At 70.3% G+C, this 19,825-nt stretch carries 20 protein-coding genes, 1 tRNA gene and 2 rRNA genes; 10 read left to right on the top strand and 13 right to left on the bottom strand.

The window, feature by feature from the left end; translation table 11 throughout:
- Nucleotides 1-34: 34 nt before the first annotated feature.
- From BM140_RS14825 to BM140_RS14810, 4 genes are all read right to left on the bottom strand, one after another.
- Nucleotides 35-1,162 carry a carboxylate-amine ligase gene (locus BM140_RS14825; protein ID WP_091947721.1) on the bottom strand — a complete coding sequence of 376 codons (1,128 nt, stop codon included), beginning with the start codon at nucleotides 1,160-1,162 and terminating at the stop codon, nucleotides 35-37.
- A gap of 84 nt (nucleotides 1,163-1,246) precedes the next feature.
- Nucleotides 1,247-1,597, bottom strand: coding sequence for a hypothetical protein (locus BM140_RS14820; protein ID WP_244535443.1), 351 nt, complete (start codon nucleotides 1,595-1,597; stop codon nucleotides 1,247-1,249).
- Nucleotides 1,598-1,605: 8 nt separating this feature from the next.
- Nucleotides 1,606-3,219, bottom strand: coding sequence for a S10 family peptidase (locus BM140_RS14815; RefSeq protein ID WP_091947715.1), 1,614 nt, complete (start codon nucleotides 3,217-3,219; stop codon nucleotides 1,606-1,608).
- A 38-nt stretch (nucleotides 3,220-3,257) separates the two neighbouring features.
- Nucleotides 3,258-3,710, bottom strand: a complete 453-nt coding sequence (locus BM140_RS14810; RefSeq protein WP_091947712.1) for a DNA polymerase III subunit chi — start codon at nucleotides 3,708-3,710, stop codon at nucleotides 3,258-3,260.
- Between the two features lie 133 nt (nucleotides 3,711-3,843).
- On the opposite strand from BM140_RS14810, the gene BM140_RS14805 reads away from it, so the two are divergent.
- Nucleotides 3,844-4,155 carry a hypothetical protein gene (locus BM140_RS14805; RefSeq protein WP_091948110.1) on the top strand — a complete coding sequence of 104 codons (312 nt, stop codon included), beginning with the start codon at nucleotides 3,844-3,846 and terminating at the stop codon, nucleotides 4,153-4,155.
- 52 nt (nucleotides 4,156-4,207) lie between these two features.
- On the opposite strand, the gene BM140_RS14800 is transcribed toward BM140_RS14805, so the two are convergent.
- From BM140_RS14800 to secG, 5 genes are all read right to left on the bottom strand, one after another.
- A complete protein-coding gene (locus BM140_RS14800; protein ID WP_091947710.1) occupies nucleotides 4,208-5,371 on the bottom strand; it encodes a glutathionylspermidine synthase family protein in 1,164 nt (387 codons plus the stop codon).
- Complete coding sequence (locus tag BM140_RS14795) at nucleotides 5,371-5,970, bottom strand: DUF1190 domain-containing protein (protein ID WP_091947707.1); 600 nt, start codon at nucleotides 5,968-5,970, stop codon at nucleotides 5,371-5,373. Before BM140_RS14795 ends, BM140_RS14800 begins: the two co-directional genes overlap by 1 nt.
- 4 nt (nucleotides 5,971-5,974) lie before the next feature.
- On the bottom strand, nucleotides 5,975-6,373 hold the full coding sequence (locus tag BM140_RS14790; protein WP_091947705.1) for a DUF350 domain-containing protein: 399 nt from the start codon (nucleotides 6,371-6,373) through the stop codon (nucleotides 5,975-5,977).
- A gap of 13 nt (nucleotides 6,374-6,386) precedes the next feature.
- On the bottom strand, nucleotides 6,387-8,015 hold the full coding sequence (locus BM140_RS14785; protein ID WP_091947702.1) for a CTP synthase: 1,629 nt from the start codon (nucleotides 8,013-8,015) through the stop codon (nucleotides 6,387-6,389).
- A 169-nt stretch (nucleotides 8,016-8,184) separates the two neighbouring features.
- Complete coding sequence (secG, locus tag BM140_RS14780) at nucleotides 8,185-8,655, bottom strand: preprotein translocase subunit SecG (RefSeq protein ID WP_091947699.1); 471 nt, start codon at nucleotides 8,653-8,655, stop codon at nucleotides 8,185-8,187.
- A 218-nt stretch (nucleotides 8,656-8,873) separates the two neighbouring features.
- On the opposite strand from secG, the gene BM140_RS14775 reads away from it, so the two are divergent.
- A complete protein-coding gene (locus BM140_RS14775; RefSeq protein WP_091947696.1) occupies nucleotides 8,874-9,146 on the top strand; it encodes a hypothetical protein in 273 nt (90 codons plus the stop codon).
- Between the two features lie 76 nt (nucleotides 9,147-9,222).
- On the opposite strand, the gene tpiA is transcribed toward BM140_RS14775, so the two are convergent.
- Nucleotides 9,223-9,987 carry a triose-phosphate isomerase gene (gene tpiA / locus BM140_RS14770; RefSeq protein WP_091947693.1) on the bottom strand — a complete coding sequence of 255 codons (765 nt, stop codon included), beginning with the start codon at nucleotides 9,985-9,987 and terminating at the stop codon, nucleotides 9,223-9,225.
- A gap of 333 nt (nucleotides 9,988-10,320) precedes the next feature.
- On the opposite strand from tpiA, the gene BM140_RS14765 reads away from it, so the two are divergent.
- The 8 genes from BM140_RS14765 to BM140_RS14725 all read left to right on the top strand — a co-directional run bounded on the left by BM140_RS14765 (nucleotide 10,321) and on the right by BM140_RS14725 (nucleotide 19,141).
- Complete coding sequence (locus BM140_RS14765) at nucleotides 10,321-12,222, top strand: SurA N-terminal domain-containing protein (protein WP_091947690.1); 1,902 nt, start codon at nucleotides 10,321-10,323, stop codon at nucleotides 12,220-12,222.
- Nucleotides 12,223-12,229: 7 nt separating this feature from the next.
- A complete protein-coding gene (gene trpE, locus BM140_RS14760) occupies nucleotides 12,230-13,750 on the top strand; it encodes an anthranilate synthase component I (RefSeq protein WP_091947687.1) in 1,521 nt (506 codons plus the stop codon).
- A 268-nt stretch (nucleotides 13,751-14,018) separates the two neighbouring features.
- Nucleotides 14,019-14,621, top strand: a complete 603-nt coding sequence (locus BM140_RS14755; RefSeq protein ID WP_091947685.1) for an anthranilate synthase component II — start codon at nucleotides 14,019-14,021, stop codon at nucleotides 14,619-14,621.
- Between the two features lie 188 nt (nucleotides 14,622-14,809).
- Nucleotides 14,810-15,823 carry an anthranilate phosphoribosyltransferase gene (trpD, locus tag BM140_RS14745; protein WP_091947682.1) on the top strand — a complete coding sequence of 338 codons (1,014 nt, stop codon included), beginning with the start codon at nucleotides 14,810-14,812 and terminating at the stop codon, nucleotides 15,821-15,823.
- A gap of 31 nt (nucleotides 15,824-15,854) precedes the next feature.
- The gene (trpC, locus tag BM140_RS14740) at nucleotides 15,855-16,706 is read left to right on the top strand and encodes an indole-3-glycerol phosphate synthase TrpC (RefSeq protein WP_091947679.1); all 852 of its coding nucleotides are present in this window, start codon (nucleotides 15,855-15,857) and stop codon (nucleotides 16,704-16,706) included.
- Nucleotides 16,703-17,194 (top strand): cyclic pyranopterin monophosphate synthase MoaC, encoded by a 492-nt coding sequence (gene moaC, locus BM140_RS14735; protein ID WP_091947676.1) that lies wholly within the window; start codon nucleotides 16,703-16,705, stop codon nucleotides 17,192-17,194. Before trpC ends, moaC begins: the two co-directional genes overlap by 4 nt.
- Nucleotides 17,191-18,417: a molybdopterin molybdotransferase MoeA gene (locus BM140_RS14730; protein ID WP_091947673.1), complete on the top strand. Its 1,227-nt coding sequence runs from the start codon at nucleotides 17,191-17,193 to the stop codon at nucleotides 18,415-18,417. The genes moaC and BM140_RS14730 overlap by 4 nt, the downstream gene beginning before the upstream one ends.
- Before the next feature lie 184 nt (nucleotides 18,418-18,601).
- A complete protein-coding gene (locus BM140_RS14725; protein WP_091947670.1) occupies nucleotides 18,602-19,141 on the top strand; it encodes a gamma carbonic anhydrase family protein in 540 nt (179 codons plus the stop codon).
- 218 nt (nucleotides 19,142-19,359) lie between these two features.
- On the opposite strand, the gene BM140_RS14720 is transcribed toward BM140_RS14725, so the two are convergent.
- The 3 genes from BM140_RS14720 to BM140_RS14710 all read right to left on the bottom strand — a co-directional run.
- A tRNA-Met gene (locus BM140_RS14720) sits at nucleotides 19,360-19,436 on the bottom strand.
- A gap of 81 nt (nucleotides 19,437-19,517) precedes the next feature.
- A 5S ribosomal RNA gene (gene rrf / locus BM140_RS14715) occupies nucleotides 19,518-19,633 on the bottom strand.
- 96 nt (nucleotides 19,634-19,729) lie between these two features.
- Nucleotides 19,730-19,825: ribosomal RNA gene (locus tag BM140_RS14710) — 23S ribosomal RNA — on the bottom strand; the annotation flags it as partial.

Genomic DNA, 19,825 nt, shown 5'->3' with positions numbered 1-19,825 from the left:
GGCCGGGCCCTCGGTTCCAGCCGCCGCCTCCGGCCTACCCGCCGCAATCCGCCGTCTCGCGGGCGAGCCAGTCGATGACGCGCGACAGCGCCTTGCGCTTGCCGGCGCCCTTTTCGAGCGCCTTCTCGTAGGCCGCGATCTGACCGTCGGCGCTCGAGCCGCAGGCGGCGATGGTGAGCGCGTGGGCGACCTGGGAGGCGCAGCCGAGGGCCGCCGCATCCTCCGCCGTGAGGTCGAGCAGGCGCTCGACGAGGCGGCGCACCGGCACGATCTCCTCGGCGGCCTCGTCGATGAGGGCGGCGTTGACGCCGTCGCGCTCGGCCCGCCACAGATTCTCCTGGGCGATGCCCCGGCTGGCGCCGGTCAGCGGCACGGCGAGCTCGGGCCGGCGCACGTGGAGCCGCACGAGGCAGCGGTAGAGCGCCGCGATCGCCAGCGAATCCTTCAGCCGCGTGCAGCTGTCTGCGACGCGCAGTTCCAGGGTCGGGTACCGCACCGAGGGGCGGATGTGCCACCAGAGATGGGTCGCGTCCTCGACCGCCCCCGCCCGCGTCATCACCCGGACGTAGCGGTCGAAATCGGCGGCATCGGCAAAGAGTTCGGGCAGGCCGGTGCGGGGCAGCTCGGCATAGGCGCGCAGACGGTAGCCGGCGAGCCCCGTGCGGTGCCGGTCGTAGAAGGGCGAAGAGGTCGAGAGCGCGAGCAGCACCGGCAGGTGCGGCATCAGCCGGTTGATCAGGGCGATGCGCGCGTCCGGGTCCGGCACCTCGACATGAACGTGCAGCCCGCAGACGACGGAGCGGCGCCCGACGATCTGCAGATTGTCGATCATCTTGCGGTAGCGCAGCTTCGAGGTCTCGCGCTGCTGGGCCCAGATCGCGGTCGGATGGGTGCCGGCGGCGAAAACCTTCAGGCCGTGCTCGCGCCCGATCCGGCACAGTCCGGTGCGCAGGGACGCCAGCGCGTCTTCGGCCTCGGCGAAACTGTCGGAGGGTTTCGACGAGATTTCCGCCTGGTTTTCGAGCAGTTCGCGCTCGACGCCCTCCAGCCGATGGCCCGCGGCCTTGTGGAAGTCGGCCATCGAGTCCTGGGGCGCCGCCCGCGTCCGGGCATCCGCCAGAAACAACTCTTCCTCGATCCCGAACCGGTAGAGGTGGGCCATCGCGTCTGTTTGCCTTCCCTGACCGGACGGAGTGCCGGGCTCATCCGCGGCGCAAGCAATCTGGCGTCCAGTTTATCGAAGGCCTTAACGCACGATGCGGTCGAGTCGATTGTTCACGAAGAAATACAGCTCCTTGGCGCCGGGCTCGGCGTAGAGCACCTGCACCTCGCGGCCCGCGCGGCCCTCGCCGACCAGCACGTCGGTCGGCGGGCGGCCCTTGAGGCGCACGAGGTCGCATTCGCCGATGCCGGGCTCGATCGCCGCCGCCGTGCCGGGCGCCGGGCCGGTGCAGGCGCCGCCCGCGTCGAGGACGGGGCCGGCGAAGGCTGCGGGGGCCTTGGGCAGCACGGCGCTCGGCGGCGGGGGCGCGGGAAGGGGCGCGGCCCGCTCCGTCGCCGTGCAGGCGGAAAGCGCGGCGAGCACGAAAAAACTCACAAGAAATCTCACGGCGTCGGCCTCATGCGGTCCGCCTCGCCCCCTCCCCCCGCGCTGCCGTCGGACCGGCTTCGCACCGCGCGCGCAAAGAGGTCGGCGGCGTCCTCGTGGAACGCTTTTCGCGAGTCGGGCCGCGTGTAGAACATGTGCCCGCCGGGATAGACCGAGAGCTTGAGCCGGTCGGCTGCGCCGTAGACCGGCATCTGGTCGATCAGCAGTTTCGAAGTGAAGTAGGGCGTCACCAGATCGGTGAAGCCGTGGACGACGAGAACGCGCAACGCGCCGTCGAGCGCCATGGCGTCCTTGAGCGCGCCCATCGCCTCAGGCGGGGAGCGGCCCGAGCCCCAGCTCCAGCCGCGGTTGACCGCATCGGACAGGAGTTCGTAGCGCATGTTCTCGACGCGCCAGCCGAGCTTTTCCGTGTAGAGCCGCACCATGGCCCCCGTCAGCGGCGCCTTGAGCGCGGTCAGCACCGGGTCCTCGAAGCCCGAATGCGGCGCGTTCGGATCGGGGTCCCAGCCGGTCACCCCGGTGTCGTAGGCCGAGGCGACGCGGCCGGAATCGCGCCCGATCTCGCGCTGGTAGCTCCCCGCCGAGATGCGCCCGGCCTGACGCCGCACGGTCTCGGGATCGAGCCCGGTCAGAGCCGCCACCCTTTCGGAGAGACGCACCACGGCCTCGCGGTCGGCCGGGCCCTTCAGCAGGTCGGCGAGGTAGTCGCCCGACGCGTAAGCCTCGGCCTCCTTCATGGTGGCGCGCGTCGGCGTCGCGCCTGTACGCTCCAGGGCGGCCGCCGCGAAGGAGGGCAGCCGGGTGACGTAGCCCCAGGGCGTGGTGCGGGGGGATTGCAGCCACGCGAAGTCGAGCACCGGCGAGAGCAGCACGAGGCCCGACAGGCCGACACCCACGTCGTCCTGAAGCTTCTGGGCGATCAGGGGCCCGCGGAAGCCGCCATAGCTCTCCCCGACGAAGAATTTCGGTGACGCCAGCCGGTCGTTCTGGCGCAGATACCGCGCGATGGTCGCGGCCAGGATCGAGGCGTCGGACTCGATGGTCCAGTACTTCTTGCCGTCGCCATCCGCGGCGCGGCTGTAGCCGGTTCCGACGGGGTCGAGGAAGACGAGGTCGGTGAAATCGAGCCAGGTCGAGGGGTTGGGCTGAAGGTCGAGCCGCTGCGACGGGCTGATCGTCCCGCCATCGGTCGGCAGCCGCCAGGGGCCGATGGCGCCGATGTTGAGATAGGCCGAGGCCGCACCCGGCCCGCCGTTCACCGCGAAGGTGATCGGGCGGGTGGCCGTCTCCTCCGGCGTGCCGGGCTTGAGATAGGCGATGAAGGCGATCTCGGCCTGAAGCTTGCCGTCCTCATCGACGAGGCCGAGGCTGCCGGCGGTGGCCTTGAAGCTCAAGGCGCGCCCCTCGCCGAGGTCGACCCTCTGGTCCGTCGTGGAATCGGGCGGCAGGCGCCGGCCCTCGCGCGGCTCGGGCGCCTTGCGGGCCTGTCCCTGCGGCGGACCGTGCTGGGCCGATGCGGCAACCGGTGCGAAGCCGATGCCGAGCGCCAGCACGGCGGTGAGGCAGGCTCGAACCGCCCCGGCAGGGACGCGCGTGGTCGGATGCATCATGCGCTCGTGTCCATCTTGGCCGTCGTTCGGGGAGGGCGTCACGCCTTCTTGTTCCAGCGGCCGGTTTCGTCCTGCTGCCAGTAGGCGACCGTGTGGCCGGCTTCCCTGGCGCCGCGCCATTGCTCGCGGGCGCGCAGCAGCGCGTCGGTGTCGGTGCCGTCGAACAGGATGCAGATGCGCGCGTAGCCGCCCGCATCCTCGGGCAGGTCGGCGCCCTCCACGAGGAAGCGGATCGAGGCGCCGTTGGGGTTGTCCGGCCGCAGGGTCAGCACCACCGGCTGGGTCGCGGCATCGGTGTCGCGGTCGGTGCCGTGGGGCAGGAAGCTTTCGTCGGTGTAGGTCCACAGGCCGTCGTCGAGGGCCTGGAGCCGCTCCTCGCTCACCGCCTGGATGGCCGCCTGCCAGCCGCGCTCCAGCGACTTCTCGAGGAGGCTCGGCAGCACCTTTTCGAGGGGCTGGCGCTGGAGGTGGTAGAACAGAATCTCGGTCACGGCCGCCCTGATATAGGGTCGCCGCTCGTCGGCACAGCGCGGACGGAGCGTCGCGGGTGCGGGAAAGCCGGTTCTGAACATCGCCGATGGTCGTGGGGTTCACCTCTCAAGACGAACATTAGGGATGGATGACATGCGAACCACATCGATCGCCCTCGCCGCCACGCTCAGCCTCGCCCTCTCCGGGGCCGCCCTCGCCCAGGCGGGCGCGGGTGCCGGAACCACGGGTACCGGCTCCGGCAGCGCCCAGGGCAACATGAACAACCCCGGCAGCGTGAAGAGCAATTCCGAGAAGATGCAGGGATCGACCACCGGCTCGACCGGCGTCGGCGCCGCGTCGCCGACCGGCCCCGGTGGCAACACCATGGGCACCGGAACCGGCGGTCCGGGCGCCGGGCCAGGCGCCGGCGGCGCGGGAGCGGCCGGCGGAGCAGGCGGTCGCTGATCGTCGAATGCAGGGAAGGGCCGGAGCGCATTCGGCCCTCCCCGACGGAGCCTCACTCCGGCTCGATCCAGTGCGGCACGAACAGGGCATCGTTGCCGGTGATCGGGCCAGCCGATTCGCGGATGCACAGGCCCGACGCCTCGTCTCCGACCATCCAGGCGCCGACGAGGGGGCGCCGTCCGTCGAAATCGGGCAATGCGGCGAGCGCCTGCCGTACGAAGCCTTCCGCGCCGTAGGGGCCCGTCTCCCCGGCCACTCTCAGCCCGTCTGAGAGAATCTCGACATTGGCGCCCTCGCGGGAGAGCAGCGGCTTGCGGACGTAGCTGTCGCCGAGGGCACGGCAGGCCGGATCGTCCTCGAAGAAGCAGGGCAGCAGGTTCGGATGGCCCGGCTCGCGGGCCCAGAGATGGGCGAGCAATCCCTTGTTGGACAGCACCATTTTCCAGGGCGGCTCGAGGAAGCGCGTGGGTGAGGCGGCGACCGCCGCGCCGAACGGATCGGCGAAGGCCCATTCCCACGGATAAAGCTTGAACAGGGTGGCGAGCGGCTGCCCGTCCGGCCCGCAGAAGGCGCCGTCGGGGCGCAATCCGATCTGCGACAGGTCGAGGAGCAGCGTGGCGCAGCCCGCCTGCACGGCGCAGTCCTGAAGGTAGGCGGCGGTGCCGAGATCCTCCGGCGCCTCGGCTTCCGCGGCAAAGCCCGTAAGACCGGTCGAGGCGATGCTGCGCAGCCGCTCGATCAACCGCTCGTGGACCGCGTTGAACTGGTCGCTGCCCGGTTTCAGGCGCCGATCCTGAAGGCTTTCCTCCAGCCAGAGCCACTGGAACACCGCGGTCTCGTAGAGGGCGGTCGGGGTGTCGGCATTGTATTCGAGGAGCTTGGCCGGACCGGCCCCGCCATAGGAGAAGTCGAGCCGGCCGTAGAGACCCGGATCGCCCCGGCGCCAGCTGTCGCGGACCGCATCCCAGGCGGTTTCGGGGATGCGCAGGCTCGTGAGGATGCGCTCGTCCTCCACGGCCTGCGCCGCGAAGGCGCGGCAGAGGGCATGCAGTTCGCCCGCCGGACCTTCGATGTCCTCCTCGATCTCGCGGAGCGTGAAGGCGTAGGCGTGGCTCTCGTCCCAGTAGGGCGCGCCGTCGAAGGTGTGGAAGGTGAAGCCCGCGGCCTTCGCCCGCTCGCGCCAGTCCGGACGCTCGCCGATGGGAACGCGGCGCATCAGGAGCCGAACGAGGAGAAGCTCTTGCCGCTCCCGCCGAAGCCGCCGAACTTCGCGGATGAGCTGGACCTCGCGGATTTCAGCATCCCGGACGAAGCGCGGCCGCCGTACCCGGTCGAGATCCTGCCGCCTGATCCCGTGCAGTAGCCCGCATGGCCATCGCCGTGCCCGCCGCCATGCTCGTAGACCGGTTCGGGCGTTACGCCGTCGGAGGCGCGGCGGCCGAGGACATAGCCGGCCATGCGCGGCACATACCGCCCCACGGTCGGGGCTGCCGCCGGGTCTGTCTGACAGTGGAAGTTGCCGTGATGGCTCTCGCAGGCGACTTCCCACTGATAATGCGGCGCGCTCGACGGATAGGCAGAGCGGGCGATGTCGTAGGCGCTGCGACAATCCTCGGCTGAGCGGATGCCCTCGGCGGCGCAGGCCGTGGCATCGCGGTAGACCAGAACATTGCCCGACCAATCGACGAACGTGAGGCTGCCGAGGCCGAAGGCGGCGAGGCCGGCGCTCGCGACCAGAGCGGTCGAGACGGTCTGCGATCGCTTGGTCGCGACCTTCCGGTCGGCTCCCAGGCGCGGCAGGTCTCGCTCCGCCATCGCCTCAATAGCTCATGCAGGCGGCGTTCAGCAGGCCGCCCGCGAGCGAAGCGGCGCCGAGGAGCACCGCGGGGGCGGTCTCGCCCTCGTCGATCCGCCGCGACAGGTTCGGCAGGAGCGGCCGCATCAGCCAGTAGATGACGACCTGCACCACGAGCGCCACGAGGCCCCAGACCACCGCGTCGAGGAGCGAGCCGGAATAGCGGATCGCCGCCGAGAGCGGGATGGCGTAGCCGAGCAGGCTGCCGCCGAGCGCGAGCGCCGCGGCGAGGTTGCCCGCCCGAACGAGGGCGATCTCGCGGTGTGCCGTCGCGGTCAGATAGGTCGCGAGATAGAGGGCCGTCAGCACCAGCGCGACGGCGAAGTAGGCGAGGAAGGCGGGCAGGCCCGCGAGCGTGGTCACGGGCCGAGCCGTCCTAGACCAGGCGGCTCTGCTCGACGGCCGCCGCCACGAAGCCCTTGAACAGCGGGTGCGGTTCGAACGGACGCGACTTCAGCTCCGGATGGAACTGCACGCCGATGAACCAGGGGTGCCCCTCGTGCTCGACGGTTTCGGGCAGGAGCCCGTCCGGCGAGGTGCCGGAGAAGCGCAGGCCCTTGGCCTCCAGACACTCGCGATAGGCCATGTTGACCTCGTAGCGGTGGCGGTGGCGCTCCGAGATTTCGGTGTCGCCGTACATTTCGGCGATCTTGGTGCCGGCCTTCAGCGTCGCCCCGTAGGCGCCGAGCCGCATGGTGCCGCCGAGATTGCCCTCGGCCGCGCGCCGCTCCAGCTCGTTGCCGCGCATCCACTCGGTGAGCAGGCCGACCACCGGCTCCTTGGTCTCGCCGAACTCGGTGGAGTTGGCGTCCGCGATGCCGGCGAGCGAGCGCGCGGCCTCGATCACCGCCATCTGCATGCCGAAGCAGATGCCGAAATACGGGATGCGCCGCTCGCGGGCGTAGCGCGCCGCGCGGATCTTGCCCTCGGCGCCGCGCTGGCCGAAGCCGCCGGGCACGAGGATGCCGTGCAGGCCCTCGAGGAAGGGCGCCGGGTCCTCCCGCTCGAACACCTCCGCCTCGATCCATTCGAGGTTGACGCGCACGTTGTTGGCGATGCCGCCGTGGGTGAGCGCCTCGGTCAGCGACTTGTAGGCGTCCTTGAGCCCCGTATACTTGCCGACGATGGCGATGGTGACCTCGCCCTCGGGATTGCGCACGCGCTCCAGAATCTTCTGCCAGCGGTCGAGCTTCGGCTCCTGGGGCGGCTCCATGTCGAAATGCGCCAGGATTTCGCGATCGAGCCCGGCCTCGCGGTAGGAGAGCGGCACGGCGTAGATCGTGTCGACGTCGCGCGCCTCGATGACCGCGCTTTCCCGCACGTTGCAGAACAGGCCGAGCTTGCGCCGCTCGTCTTCCGGGATCGGCCGGTCGCAGCGGCAGAGCAGGATGTCGGGCTGGATGCCGATGGAGCGCAGTTCCTTGACGGAGTGCTGCGTCGGCTTGGTCTTCAGTTCGCCGGCGGACGGGATGTAGGGCAGCAGCGTCAGGTGCAGGTAGCAGACGCTGCCGCGCGGGCGCTCCTGGCCGATCTGGCGGATCGCCTCGAAGAAGGGCAGCCCCTCGATGTCGCCGACCGTCCCGCCGATCTCGACGAGGACGAAGTCGTAATCGTCGTTGCCGTCGAGGACGAACGCCTTGATGGCGTTGGTGACGTGCGGGATCACCTGGATGGTCGCGCCGAGATAGTCGCCGCGGCGCTCCTTGGTGATGATGTCGAGATAGATGCGGCCCGTGGTGACGTTGTCGGCCCGCGAGGCCGGCAGGCCGGTGAAGCGCTCGTAGTGGCCGAGGTCGAGATCGGTCTCGGCGCCGTCGTCGGTGACGAACACCTCGCCGTGCTGGGTCGGGCTCATCGTGCCCGGATCGACGTTGAGGTAGGGGTCGAGCTTGCGCAGCCGCACCCGGTATCCGCGCGCCTGGAGCAGCGCCGCAAGCGCAGCGGAAGCGAGACCCTTGCCCAGCGAGGAGACCACGCCGCCGGTGATGAAGACGTACCGCGTCATGGGCTTGGGTCCATAAAGGGGCTCGAGCGATTCGCCAAACCGCAACGGTCGCCGCATCCCGTCGGCCGAACGGGGCGCGGCGCAGGCCTCAAGGCCCCGCGCCGATGCGAGATTCTGTTTGTCGTGAGGGTCGAGATGCCGCCGACGGGAGCCGACGGCATCTTGAGGATCAGCGCGACTGCGGCGCTTCGGGGGCCGACGGGGCGGCAGGCGGCGCGCTCTCGGCCGGGGCGGCCGGCGCAGCGGGAGCCGGAGCCGACGGGGCCGGCGCGGCGGGCTGGTTCGTCGGCGCGTTCTGGCTGCCCTGACGGAGCGTGTCGAGCAGGTTGTCGGCGTTCACCGGCTTGTCGGGCTGCTGGGTCTGGCCCTGGGTCTGGCCGGCGCCGTCGAGGATGGAGCGCGGGGCCGCCGAGCGGTGGGCCATGATCGCCAGCGCCATGCTGGTGGTGAAGAACAGGGCCGCCAGGATCGCGGTGGCGCGGGTGAGCGCGTTCGCCTGACCGCGGCCGGTCATGAAGCCCGACACGCCGCCGCTGCCGCCGCCGCCCAGGCCCAGGCCGCCTTCCGAGCGCTGCAGCAGCACCACGGCGATGAGCGCCAGCACGATGATGAGGTGGACGACGATCAGGAGGGTCTGCATGGTGATTCCGGTGTCCGCCCGTCGGCGGGCCTGTCGGTGCCTTCGTCCCCAAAGAGCGCGCGGAAGAGCGCGCTCGCGGGGGCCGCTGCACGAAGTGGGGGCTCCTACACCGTTTGCCCAGCCGCGCCAACCGGGCTCGGCTGCATGGGCGGGCCCGGCGCACCCCTTTCTGCCGCATCGCCCCTCGCCAGGGGGCATCGTCCGTGCGAGGAACGGACATGAGCGAATACGCACAAGACGCCGCGCGCCTGCGCGCCTTCATCGACCGCGCCGACCGCGACGAACTCGGCGCGGTGCAGACCGATCTCCTGCGCATCGCCCTCGAGAAACCCGATCCGGCGGGCCGGGCCGCCGCGATGGACGGGGTGCAGGCGGCTTTGTCCGACACGATCCGGCCGGACCAGATGAGCCCGCTGCATCAGGCGTTCTATGTGGCGGTGCTGTCGATGATCGAGCGGACGAAGGAGGCCGTTGCGAAGACGCCGGCCTGATACTCCGTTTCGCGATGACGCGCGAATCCTCGAAAATGTCGGCGGGAGAGGCCGGGTCGGCCCCTCCCCTCGAAACTTACTTCGTGTAAGCTCGGCAAATTCCCAAGAAGTCCTCGGCCACGAGGCTCGCGCCGCCCACCAGCGCCCCGTCCACGTTCTCGACCGTCATCAGCTCGCGGGCGTTGCCGGGCTTGACCGAGCCGCCGTAGAGGATGCGGATTTTGGCGCCCTCGGTACCGGCCATCTTGTCCAGCATCTCGCGTAAGGAGGCGTGGACCTCGGCGATCTCCTTCGGGGTCGGGGTGCGGCCGGAGCCGATGGCCCAGACCGGCTCGTAGGCGATCACCGTGTCCTCGCCGGTGGCGCCCTTCGGAATGCCGATGGCGAGCTGCGCGCGGACGATGTCGAGCGCCCGTCCCTGCTGGCGCTCCTCCATGGTCTCGCCGACGCAGATGATGCCGCGCAGGCCGGCGCGGCGGGCGCCCAGCGCCTTGGCGTGGACGCCATCGTCGGTCTCGTAATGGTAGGCGCGCCGCTCGGAATGGCCGACGATGACGTAGGAGGCACCGAGATCGGCGAACATCTCCGCCGAGATCGAGCCGGTGAAGGCGCCGTTCGGCCGGGCATGCAGGTTCTGGCCGCCGATGGCGATGGGCGAGCCCTTCACCGCCTCGACGCAATCCGAGATCAACGTCGCGGGCGGGCAGATCAGGACGTCGATGTCGTCGAGCAACTGGGGCGACAACCCGTCCCGGATCGCCGCGACGGTGGCGATCGACGAGCGCAGGCCGTTCATCTTCCAGTTGCCGGCAACCAGTGGACGTCGTCCCTCGCTCGCCATGGCGTCCCGGTCCCTCCACACGTGTCAATCGCTGTGCGGCGGACCTAGCAGTTCAAGCTTGGGCGCGCAAACAGCGCAAGCGCCGATTTGTTGCTCGGCCTCAGTCGCCGGCGCCTGCCTCCGCGGGCTTAGGCTTCTCGCTCCGCTCGACGCCTCGGCTGGAAGCCGAGGCCGCTGCGCGGGGCGCTCTGCCGCCCGGCCATACGGATTCCTTTGCGTGGGCGTTCTGACGGAGTCCTTTGCGGCAGGCGTCGTGATCGTCTATCGCGAGGCCAGACAAGGCCTCGCGTGCCATGCGCCGGGGCGATCAGGGTTTGCAGGTCCGGCCGTCCGATGCTCCAGTCCATCCGCAGCGCCAGCCAGCACTGGCTCGGCAAGATCGTGCTCAGCGTGATCTTCACCTTCCTCATCGCGGGCGTGGCGATCTTCGGCGTGGAGGAGTTTTTCCGCGGTGGGTCGAGCACGACCGTCGCCACCGTCGGCAAGACGCCGATCACGGCCGAAGAGGTCCGCACCGCCTATCAGAACCAGCTCCAGCGCTATCAGCAGCAGCTCAAGCGGACCCTGACGCCGGATCAGGCGCGCGCCCTGGGCCTGGAGCGGCAGGTGCTGTCACAGCTCATCACCGAGGCGGCGCTGGACCAGAAGACCGCCGATCTCGGCCTCGCGGTGTCGGATGCCACGGTGCTGAAGGCGATCCAGGACGAGCCGAGCTTCAAGGGCGCCAACGGCAGCTTCGACCGGACCCTGTTCTACCAGACGCTCCAGCGCGCGGGCCTCAACGAGGCGCTGTTCGTGCGGGAGCAGCGCTCGGTCATCGCAAGGCTCCAGCTCGCCGACGCCACCGTCGCCGACCTGCCGGTGCCGCAGGCGATGCGCGAGGCGGTCCACCGCTATTCGACCGAGCGGCGCTCGGCGACCGTGCTGGCCCTGACGCCCGCTGCGGCCGGAGAGATCCCGGCGCCGAGCGACGACGACCTGAAGGGGTACTACGAGGCCAACAAGGCGAGCTTTCGCGCGCCGGAATACCGCAGCCTGAACCTGCTGGTGCTGGAGCCCGAGACGCTGGCCAAGCCCGACGCCGTGAGCGAGGCCGACGCCAAGACCGCCTACGAGGCCAACAAGAGCCGCTTCGGCCAGCCCGAGCGCCGCACAATCCAGCAGATCAGCTTCCCCGACGAGGCCGCGGCCCAGGAGGCGCGGGCCAAGATCGAGAGCGGCGAGCAGCCGTTCGAGGCGGTCGCCGTCGCCCGCGGGGCCGATCCCAAGGAACTCACCCTCGGCACGCTGGCCAAGTCCGAGCTGTTCGATCCGGCGGTGGCGGATGCGGCCTTCGGCCTGGAGCAGGGCAAGGTGAGCCAGCCGGTCAAGGGCCGCTTCGGCACGGTGCTCCTGCGCGTCACCGCCATCGAGCCCGGCAACGTGAAGCCGTTCGACGCGGTGAAGGACGAGGTCCGCAAGGAGGTCGCTCTGATCCGCGCCCGCCAGGATCTCGACAAGACCCAGGACGCCATCGAGGACGCCCGCGCCTCCGCCAAGCCGCTCGCCGACATCGCCAAGGAGCGGGGCCTCACCGTGCTGTCGATCCCCGCGGTCGATGCCCGCGGGCTCGATCCGGCCGGCAACCCGGTCGAGGGCATTCCGGACAAGGACACGACGATGGCCGCGGCCTTCCGTGCCGATGTCGGCAACGACACCGAGGCGCTGCGCACCAAGGACGGCGGCTCGATCTGGTACGACGTGGTGAAGGTCACGCCGCCGCGGGAGAAGCCGCTGGACGAGGTGCGCGACGAGGTCGTGAAGGGCTGGACGAAGGCCGAGACCGACAAGCGGCTGGTCGCCAAGTCGAAGGAACTGGTCGAGCGGCTGGAGAAGGGCGACGCGGTCGCGACCGTGGCGCAGGAGGCCGGAATTTCCGTCAAGGAGGTGACCGATCTCGGCCGCAACCAGAGCAAGGACGACCTCTCGAACGAGACCGTCGAGCGCATCTTCGTCACGCCGGTCGGCAAGGCGGCCTCGGCGCCGTCGGGCGAGGGCCGCGCGGTGTTCAAGGTGACGGCGGCGACGATGCCGGCCTTCGTGCCCGGCACGCCCACCGACACGCAGCTGGTGAATTCGCTGCGCACGGCGCTCTCCGACGACGTGCTCGGCGAGTTCCTCACCGAGGTGCAGAAGAGCGCGGGCGTGAGCGTCAACCAAGCGGCGTTCCGGCGCGCGCTCGGCGGCGAGTATTGAGGCGTCGATGACCGAACCTGCCCACGATGCGGTGCGGCGCGCCTACGAGGCGGGCCGGCCGAGCCTGCTCGGCCTCACCCTCGTCGCCGACCTTGAGACGCCGGTCGCCGCCTTCCTCAAGCTGAAGGGCGGGCATGCCGGCCCCGGCTTCCTGCTCGAATCGGTCGAGGGCGGCGCCGTGCGCGGGCGCTACTCGATGATCGGGCTCGACCCCGACCTGATCTGGCGCTGCAGCGACGGCCGCGCCGAAACCGCCCGCGACGCCGCTCTCTCGGATTTCGTAGCCGACGATCGCGCCCCGCTCGAATCGCTGCGCGCTTTGATCCGTGAAAGCGCCATCGGCGACGAGCCGGACGGCGCGGCCCTGCCGCCGATGGCGGCGGGCCTGTTCGGCTATCTCGGCTACGACATGGTCCGTGCCATGGAGCGGCTGCCGGAGCCGAACCCCGACCCGCTCGGCGTGCCGGACGCGATCCTCGTGCGCCCGCGGACCATGGTGGTGTTCGATGCGGTCGCCGACGCGCTGACCGTCGTCACCCCCGTGCGCCCGATCGAGGGCATGAGCGCGGGCGCGGCGCTCGAGGCGGCGCAGGACCGGCTCGACCGGGTGGCGGCGGCGCTGGAGAGCCCGCTGCCGATCGAGGCGCGGGTGGACGCCGCCGGCCTCGCCCTGCCCTCCCCGGTCTCGAACACCCCGCCGGACGAATTCTTGGGCATGGTGGCCAAGGCCAAGGAATACATCGTCGCGGGCGACATCTTTCAGGTGGTGCTGTCGCAGCGCTTCGAGGCGCCCTTCACCCTGCCGGCCTTCGCGCTCTATCGCTCGCTTCGCCGCACCAACCCGGCCCCGTTCCTGTGCTACCTCGATTTCGAGGAGTTTCAGGTCGTCTGCTCCAGCCCTGAGATCCTCGTGCGGGTGCGCGAGGGCACGGTGACGATCCGCCCGATCGCCGGCACGCGGCGGCGCGGCGCCACCCCCGCCGAGGACAAGGCGCTCTCGGAGGAGCTGCTCGCCGATCCGAAGGAGCGCTCCGAGCACCTGATGCTGCTCGACCTCGGCCGCAACGATGTCGGCCGCGTCTCGAAGATCGGCAGCGTGCGGGTCACCGGTTCGTTCTTCCTCGAATACTATTCCCAGGTCATGCACATCGTCTCGAACGTCGAGGGCGATCTGGACCCGCAGCACGACACGCTCGCCGCCCTCGCGGCGGGCTTCCCCGCCGGCACGGTCTCGGGCGCGCCGAAGGTTCGGGCGATGGAGATCATCGACGAGTTGGAGCGCGAGAAGCGCGGGCCCTACGGTGGTTGCATCGGCTATTTCGGCGCGCGCGGCGAGATGGACACCTGCATCGTGCTGCGCACCGCCATCGTGAAGGACGGCCGCATGCACGTGCAGGCCGGCGCCGGCATCGTCTACGATTCCGACCCGCATTCCGAGCAACAGGAATGCGTGAACAAGGCCAAGGCGTTGTTCCGGGCGGCGGAGGACGCGGTTCAGTTCGCGAGCCGGGCGCGGCGGGGGCAATAGGGTGGCGCTGCGCTAAAAGCGTCGTTCCGGAGCGCGTCGCGAACCCGGAAGCCACGACGGGCAGCGAGGTCTTCCGCGACGGCGCATCACGGGTGGATTGCACGCCTCCGGCGCGCCTCTCCGGGTCAGGGTTCCGCTACGCGACACTCGAACGTTGGCAGCGGGTCCGAAAGCTCGCTCCGTCTTGACTCCCGCCGACCGTCTCGCCACCCGATGAGAGACGGTGGGTCGGAAGAACCATCGATTTCGCCGTAAGGCTTAAGGCCCGATGTCCAACGTCCTCGTCATCGACAATTACGATTCCTTCACGTGGAATCTCGTCCACCTGATCGGCCCGCTCTGCGACCGCATCGACGTGGTGCGCAACGATCAGATCGATGTCGCCGGCATCCGCGCGCGGGCGCCGGACGCGCTGGTGCTGTCGCCGGGGCCGTGCACGCCGAACGAGGCGGGCGTCTGCCTCGACGTGGTGCGCGAACTCGGCGCGGAGGTGCCGATCTTCGGCGTCTGCCTCGGGCTCCAGACCATCGGGCAGGCCTATGGCGGCGACGTGGTGCGCGCGCCCGCCCCGATGCACGGCAAGGTTTCGACCATCCGCCACGAGGCGAAGGGCATCTTCCGCGGCATCAACGAGGGGTTCGACGCCACACGCTACCACTCGCTGGTGGTGGACCGTGCGAGCTGCCCGGACGATCTCACCGTCACGGCCGAGGCCGACGGCTTGATCATGGGGCTTCAGCACCGGGACTTGCCGGTGCACGGCGTGCAGTTCCACCCCGAGAGCATCCTGTCGAACCACGGCACGCAGATCCTGCGCAACTTCCTCGACCTCGCCGCGGCGTGGCGGGCGCAGGCGAAGCCTCGCGCGTGACAAGGGCAGGCTAGCCGTGCATTGACGGTCGCATCCCCCTCCCCCCTCCGCGGGGGAGGGTGGCCCTCGCGTCGGCGAGGGTCGGGAGAGGGGAGCGACGTTTCCGGACAGCGCGCGCCCCTCACCCGACCCGCTTCGCGGGCCACCCTCTCCCGTGGAGGGGAGAGGGTTCGAGCAGAGCCCGACCCATGGACGCCTTCAAGACCCATCTCGCCACCGTCGCGACCGGCGCTTCGCTCACCCGCGACCAAGCCCGCGCGGCCTTCGACGACCTGCTCTCGGGCGAGGTCACGCCGGTCCAGGCCGGGGCCTTCCTCACCGCGCTGGCCGTCCGCGGCGAGAGCGAGGACGAGATCCTGGGAGCCGTCTCGGCGATGCGCGCCCGGATGCTGCCCGTGACGGCGCCGGAGGGTGCCATCGACATCGTCGGCACCGGGGGGGATCATTCGGGCAGCTACAACGTCTCGACGCTCGCCGCGATCCTCACCGCCGCCTGCGGCGTGCCGGTGGCCAAGCACGGCAACCGCGCCGCCACCTCGCGCTCCGGGGCGGCCGACGTGCTCGCCGCGCTCGGCGTCACCATCGGTCTCGGCCCCGAGGCGCTGGCGCGCTGCCTGAGGCAAGCCGGCCTCTGCTTCATGTTCGCACAGACGCATCACGGCGCCATGCGCTACGTCGCGCCGACGCGCTCGGAGCTGCCGTTCCGCACGATCTTCAACATGCTGGGCCCGCTCTCGAACCCGGCCGGCGTCACCGCGCAGGTCTTCGGCGTGTCGCGCCCGGCCTGGGCCGAGCCGCTGACGCGGGTGCTGGGCGCCCTCGGCAGCCGGAAGGTCTGGACCGTCCACGGGTCCGATGGGCTCGACGAGATCACCACCACCGGCCCGACCGCCGTGGTCGCCCTGGAAGACGGGAAGCTCTCGCACTTCACCATCCACCCGGAAGAGGTCGGTCTGCCACTGGCGACCCTCGACGATCTGCGCGGCGGCGACCCCGACCACAACGCGGCTGCGCTCAACGCCGTGCTGGAGGGCACGCGCACCCCCTATCGCGACATCGCCGTGCTGAACGCGGGCGCCGGCCTCGTGGTGGCGGGCGCCGTCGGCACCCTCGCGGAGGGTGTCGCGCGGGCGCAAAGCGCGATCGATTCCGGTGCGGCGCGGGGCACGCTCGCCCGGCTCGTCGCCGCCTCGAAGGCGTGATAAGGCGCAGGCGGGCTTCAAGGACAGACCGATGGACGACATCGTGGCCGACGTGATCGCGAGCCCGCCGGCGTCGGAGCGCGCCAGCGTGCTCGCCCGGATCGAGGCCTACAAGCGCCGCGAAATCGCCGAGGCGAAGCTGCGCCTGCCGCTCGCGAAGTTGGAGAAGCTCGTCGCCAAGGCGGATGCGCCCCGCGGCTTCGCCTCCGCGATCGCGGCGCATATCGGCCAGGACCGACCGGCGCTGATCGCCGAGATCAAGAAGGCCTCGCCCTCCAAGGGACTGATCCGCGCCGATTTCGATCCCGAGACGCTGGCCAAGGCCTACGCGGCGGGCGGCGCAACCTGTCTTTCCGTGCTCACCGACACGCCCTCGTTCCAGGGCGCGCCGGAATTCCTCGTCGCGGCGAGAGCGGCGTGCGACCTGCCGGTCCTGCGAAAGGATTTCCTGTTCGAGCCGTATCAGGTGTTCGAGGCCAGGGCCTGGGGCGCCGATTGCATCCTCGTCATCATGGCCTGCCTCGACGACGCCGAGGCCAAGGCGCTGACCGATACCGCGCACGATCTCGGCATGGACGTTCTCGTCGAGGTCCACGACGCGCAGGAACTGGAACGGGCCCTGCCGCTCGGCACCCGCTTGGTCGGCGTCAACAACCGCAACCTCAAGACGTTCGAGGTCTCGTTCGAGACGGCGATCGACCTGAAGCCCGGCATCCCGGCGGACCGCATCGCGGTGGCCGAGAGCGGCATCGGCGGCCATGCCGACGTGCGGCGCCTGCGCGCGCACGGACTGGACACCATCCTCGTCGGCGAGAGCCTGATGCGCCAGGCCGATGTCACCGCCGCGACGCGCGCCCTCCTGTTCGGCGACGGCGTCAAGTGAGCGAAGGCCGCCTCACCCATATCGACGCGTCGGGCGCGGCCAACATGGTCGATGTCTCCGACAAGGCCGCAACCTCGCGCACCGCCGTTGCCGAAGGCGTCGTGGTGATGCTCCCCGAGACCCTGGCGCTGATCCGCGAGGGCGACGCCAAGAAGGGCGACGTCATCGGCACCGCGCGACTCGCCGGCATCATGGCGGCCAAGCGCACCCACGAATTGATCCCGCTCTGCCACCCGCTCCTGCTCACCAAGGTGAAGATCGCCTGCGAGCCCGACGACGCGCTTCCCGGCCTGCGCCTCACCGCGGAAGTGCGGGTGCAGGGACAGACCGGCGTCGAGATGGAAGCGCTGACCGCCGTCTCGGTCGCCTGCCTCACGGTCTACGACATGGTGAAGGCCGCCGATCGCGGCATGCGGATCGAGGGCATCCGCCTACTGTCGAAGGAAGGGGGCAAGTCGGGCGTCTGGCGGGCGGAGGACGGAGCGTGAGCCTCCTCCCCGTCGCCGACGCCCTCGCCAACATCCTCGCTGCGATCCCCGGCCCGGTCGAGGCCGAATCCATCCCCGTCGCCCGAGCCGCCGGCCGCACCCTGGCGGCCGATCTCGCCGCGCTTCGCACCCAGCCCCCCTTTCCGGCCTCGGCCATGGACGGCTACGCCGTGCGCGCCGCCGACGTGGCGCAGGTGCCGGCAACGCTGCGACTCGTCGGCACCAGCGCGGCCGGGCATGGCTATTCCGAGCGGGTCGGGCCGGGCGAGGCGGTGCGCATCTTCACCGGCGCTCCGGTCCCGGAAGGCGCCGACGCCATTCTGATTCAGGAGAACGCCGAGACCGAGGGCGACACCGTCACGGCCCGCGAGCCGGTCGCCGCAGGGCGATTCCTGCGCCGGGCCGGGCTCGACTTCGCGAAGGGCGAGACCCTGCTGCGGGCGGGTGAAACCCTCGACGCCCGCCGCCTCGCACTCGCCGCCGCCGCCGGCCATGCGGTTCTGCCCATGCGCCGCCGCCCGCGCGTCGCCGTCATCGCCACCGGCGACGAACTGGTGCGGCCGGGCGAGACGCCGGCCTGGGACCAGATCGTCGCCTCGAACGGGCTGGCGCTCGCCGCCCTCGCCACGGAGGCCGGGGCCGAGGCGATCGATCTCGGCATCGTCGCCGACGATCTCGCCGCCCTGCGCGACGCCATCGCCCGCGCCCGTGCGGCGGGGGCCGACCTCGTCGTCACCCTCGGCGGCGCCTCGGTCGGCGATCACGACCTCGTCCAGGCGGCCCTTCGCGAGGAAGGGCTCGAACTCGGTTTCTGGCGGGTGGCGCTTCGCCCCGGCAAGCCGCTGATGTTCGGCCGGCTCGGCCCCATGACGGTGATCGGGTTGCCGGGCAATCCGGTCTCCTCGATCGTCTGCGGCCTGCTCTTCGTGGTGCCGGCGATCCGGGCGCTGCTGGGCGATCCCCGTGCGGGGCAGGACCGGACCGAGCCGGCTGTGCTCGGTCGCGACATGCCCGAGAACGACCAGCGCCAGGATTACCTGCGCGCCCGGATCGAGACGGCGCCGGATCGGCTGCCGGTCGCCCATCCGGAGAACAGGCAGGATTCCTCGATGCTGTCGGTGCTCGGATCGAGCGAGGCGCTGCTGGTCCGCGCTCCGCACGCCCCCGCGGCCAAGGCGGGCGACCCGTGTCGCATCATTCGGCTGGACCGGCGCATCGTCTGACGCTTTTCTCGGTCGCGACATCCTGCGTCGGACGGGACGACATCTCGCAGGCCGTCCCGTAGGACGAGCGCATCGACCCGAAACGCGATTTCCGGCGTTCGGGACTGGCGCGGCAGCACAAGAACCGGAAGGCATCGTCCTGCATTCGACATCCGGAACGAGGCCGAGATCGACGAGGACAACCATGACGCTCTACCGGCTGGGCGAGCACGCCCCCACCATCGCCGACAGCGGCCGAATCTGGATCGCGCCCGGGGCGCACGTGATCGGCCGTGTTCGGCTCGGCTTAGAAGTCAGCATCTGGTTCGGCGCGGTGATCCGGGGCGACAACGAGCCGATCACCGTGGGGGACCGCACCAACATTCAGGACAATGCGGTGCTGCACTCGGATCCGGGCTTTCCCCTGACCATCGGCGAGGGCGTCACCGTCGGCCATGGCGCCATCGTTCACGGCTGCACCATCGGCCCCGACACGCTGATCGGCATGGGCGCCACCCTTCTCAACGGTGCCCGGATCGGACGCGGCTGCATCGTCGGCGCCAACGCGCTGGTGCGCGAGGGAGCGGAATTCCCCGACGGCAGCCTCATTGTCGGAGTGCCGGCCCGCCTCGTCGCCTCGGGCGACCCGGACTATGCCGCAGCGACCCGGGTGGCCGCCGCACAGTATGTCGACAATGGAAGGCGCTTCCTCGAGGGGCTGGAACCCATCGCATTTCGATCCTGAGGCGAAGCGCCGATGGCGAATGGCGTGCCTTGTGAGGCGGCCGGGCCGGCGGGCGGATCGTGCCGTCCCCCTCCCCTCCCCCGTTTCGCGTCATATCCGACCGGCGGAAGCGCGGTTTCCGTGTCTGTCGGGTGGTGTTGGGTTTGGGAACGACAGAACGCCCCGTGCGGGTGCACGGGGCTCGGTGTGATGGGGTTTGCTGTGTAGTGTGTTGTGTTTGGTTGCGGGGGCTGGATTTGAACCAGCGACCTTCAGGTTATGAGCCTGACGAGCTACCGGGCTGCTCCACCCCGCGCCGAGATGTGGGACCGTGTGGGTCAGTCGGATCAGCTGGTGTCGAGGGAATGGGGTTTGTGTGACGTCTTGTGCTGGGCAGGCCTGGCGGCGACCGACTCTCCCGTGTCTTGAGACACAGTACCATGGGCGCTGGTGCGTTTGACGGCCGAGTTCGAGATGGGATCGGGTCCTGGGCACACCGCTCAGGCCACCAGGCCGGCGCAGCACAAGTTTCTTGTCACTTGGGGTGTTCGGCAAGCGTTGGTCTTTGTCGTGCTGTTTGTGGTTTTGATCCGGACACGGATCATGAGAGCGATCAAGCCGATCGGGCGATTAGTACCGGTCAGCTCAGCGCGTTACCGCGCTTGCACTCCCGGCCTATCGACGTGGTCGTCTTCCACGGCCCTC

Origin of the sequence: Methylorubrum salsuginis (genome assembly GCF_900114375.1) — a bacterium.
Lineage (GTDB): Bacteria > Pseudomonadota > Alphaproteobacteria > Rhizobiales > Beijerinckiaceae > Methylobacterium > Methylobacterium salsuginis.
The sequence above is the reverse complement of the archived record's forward strand: the minus strand, read 5'-3'. Positions and strand labels throughout refer to the sequence as shown.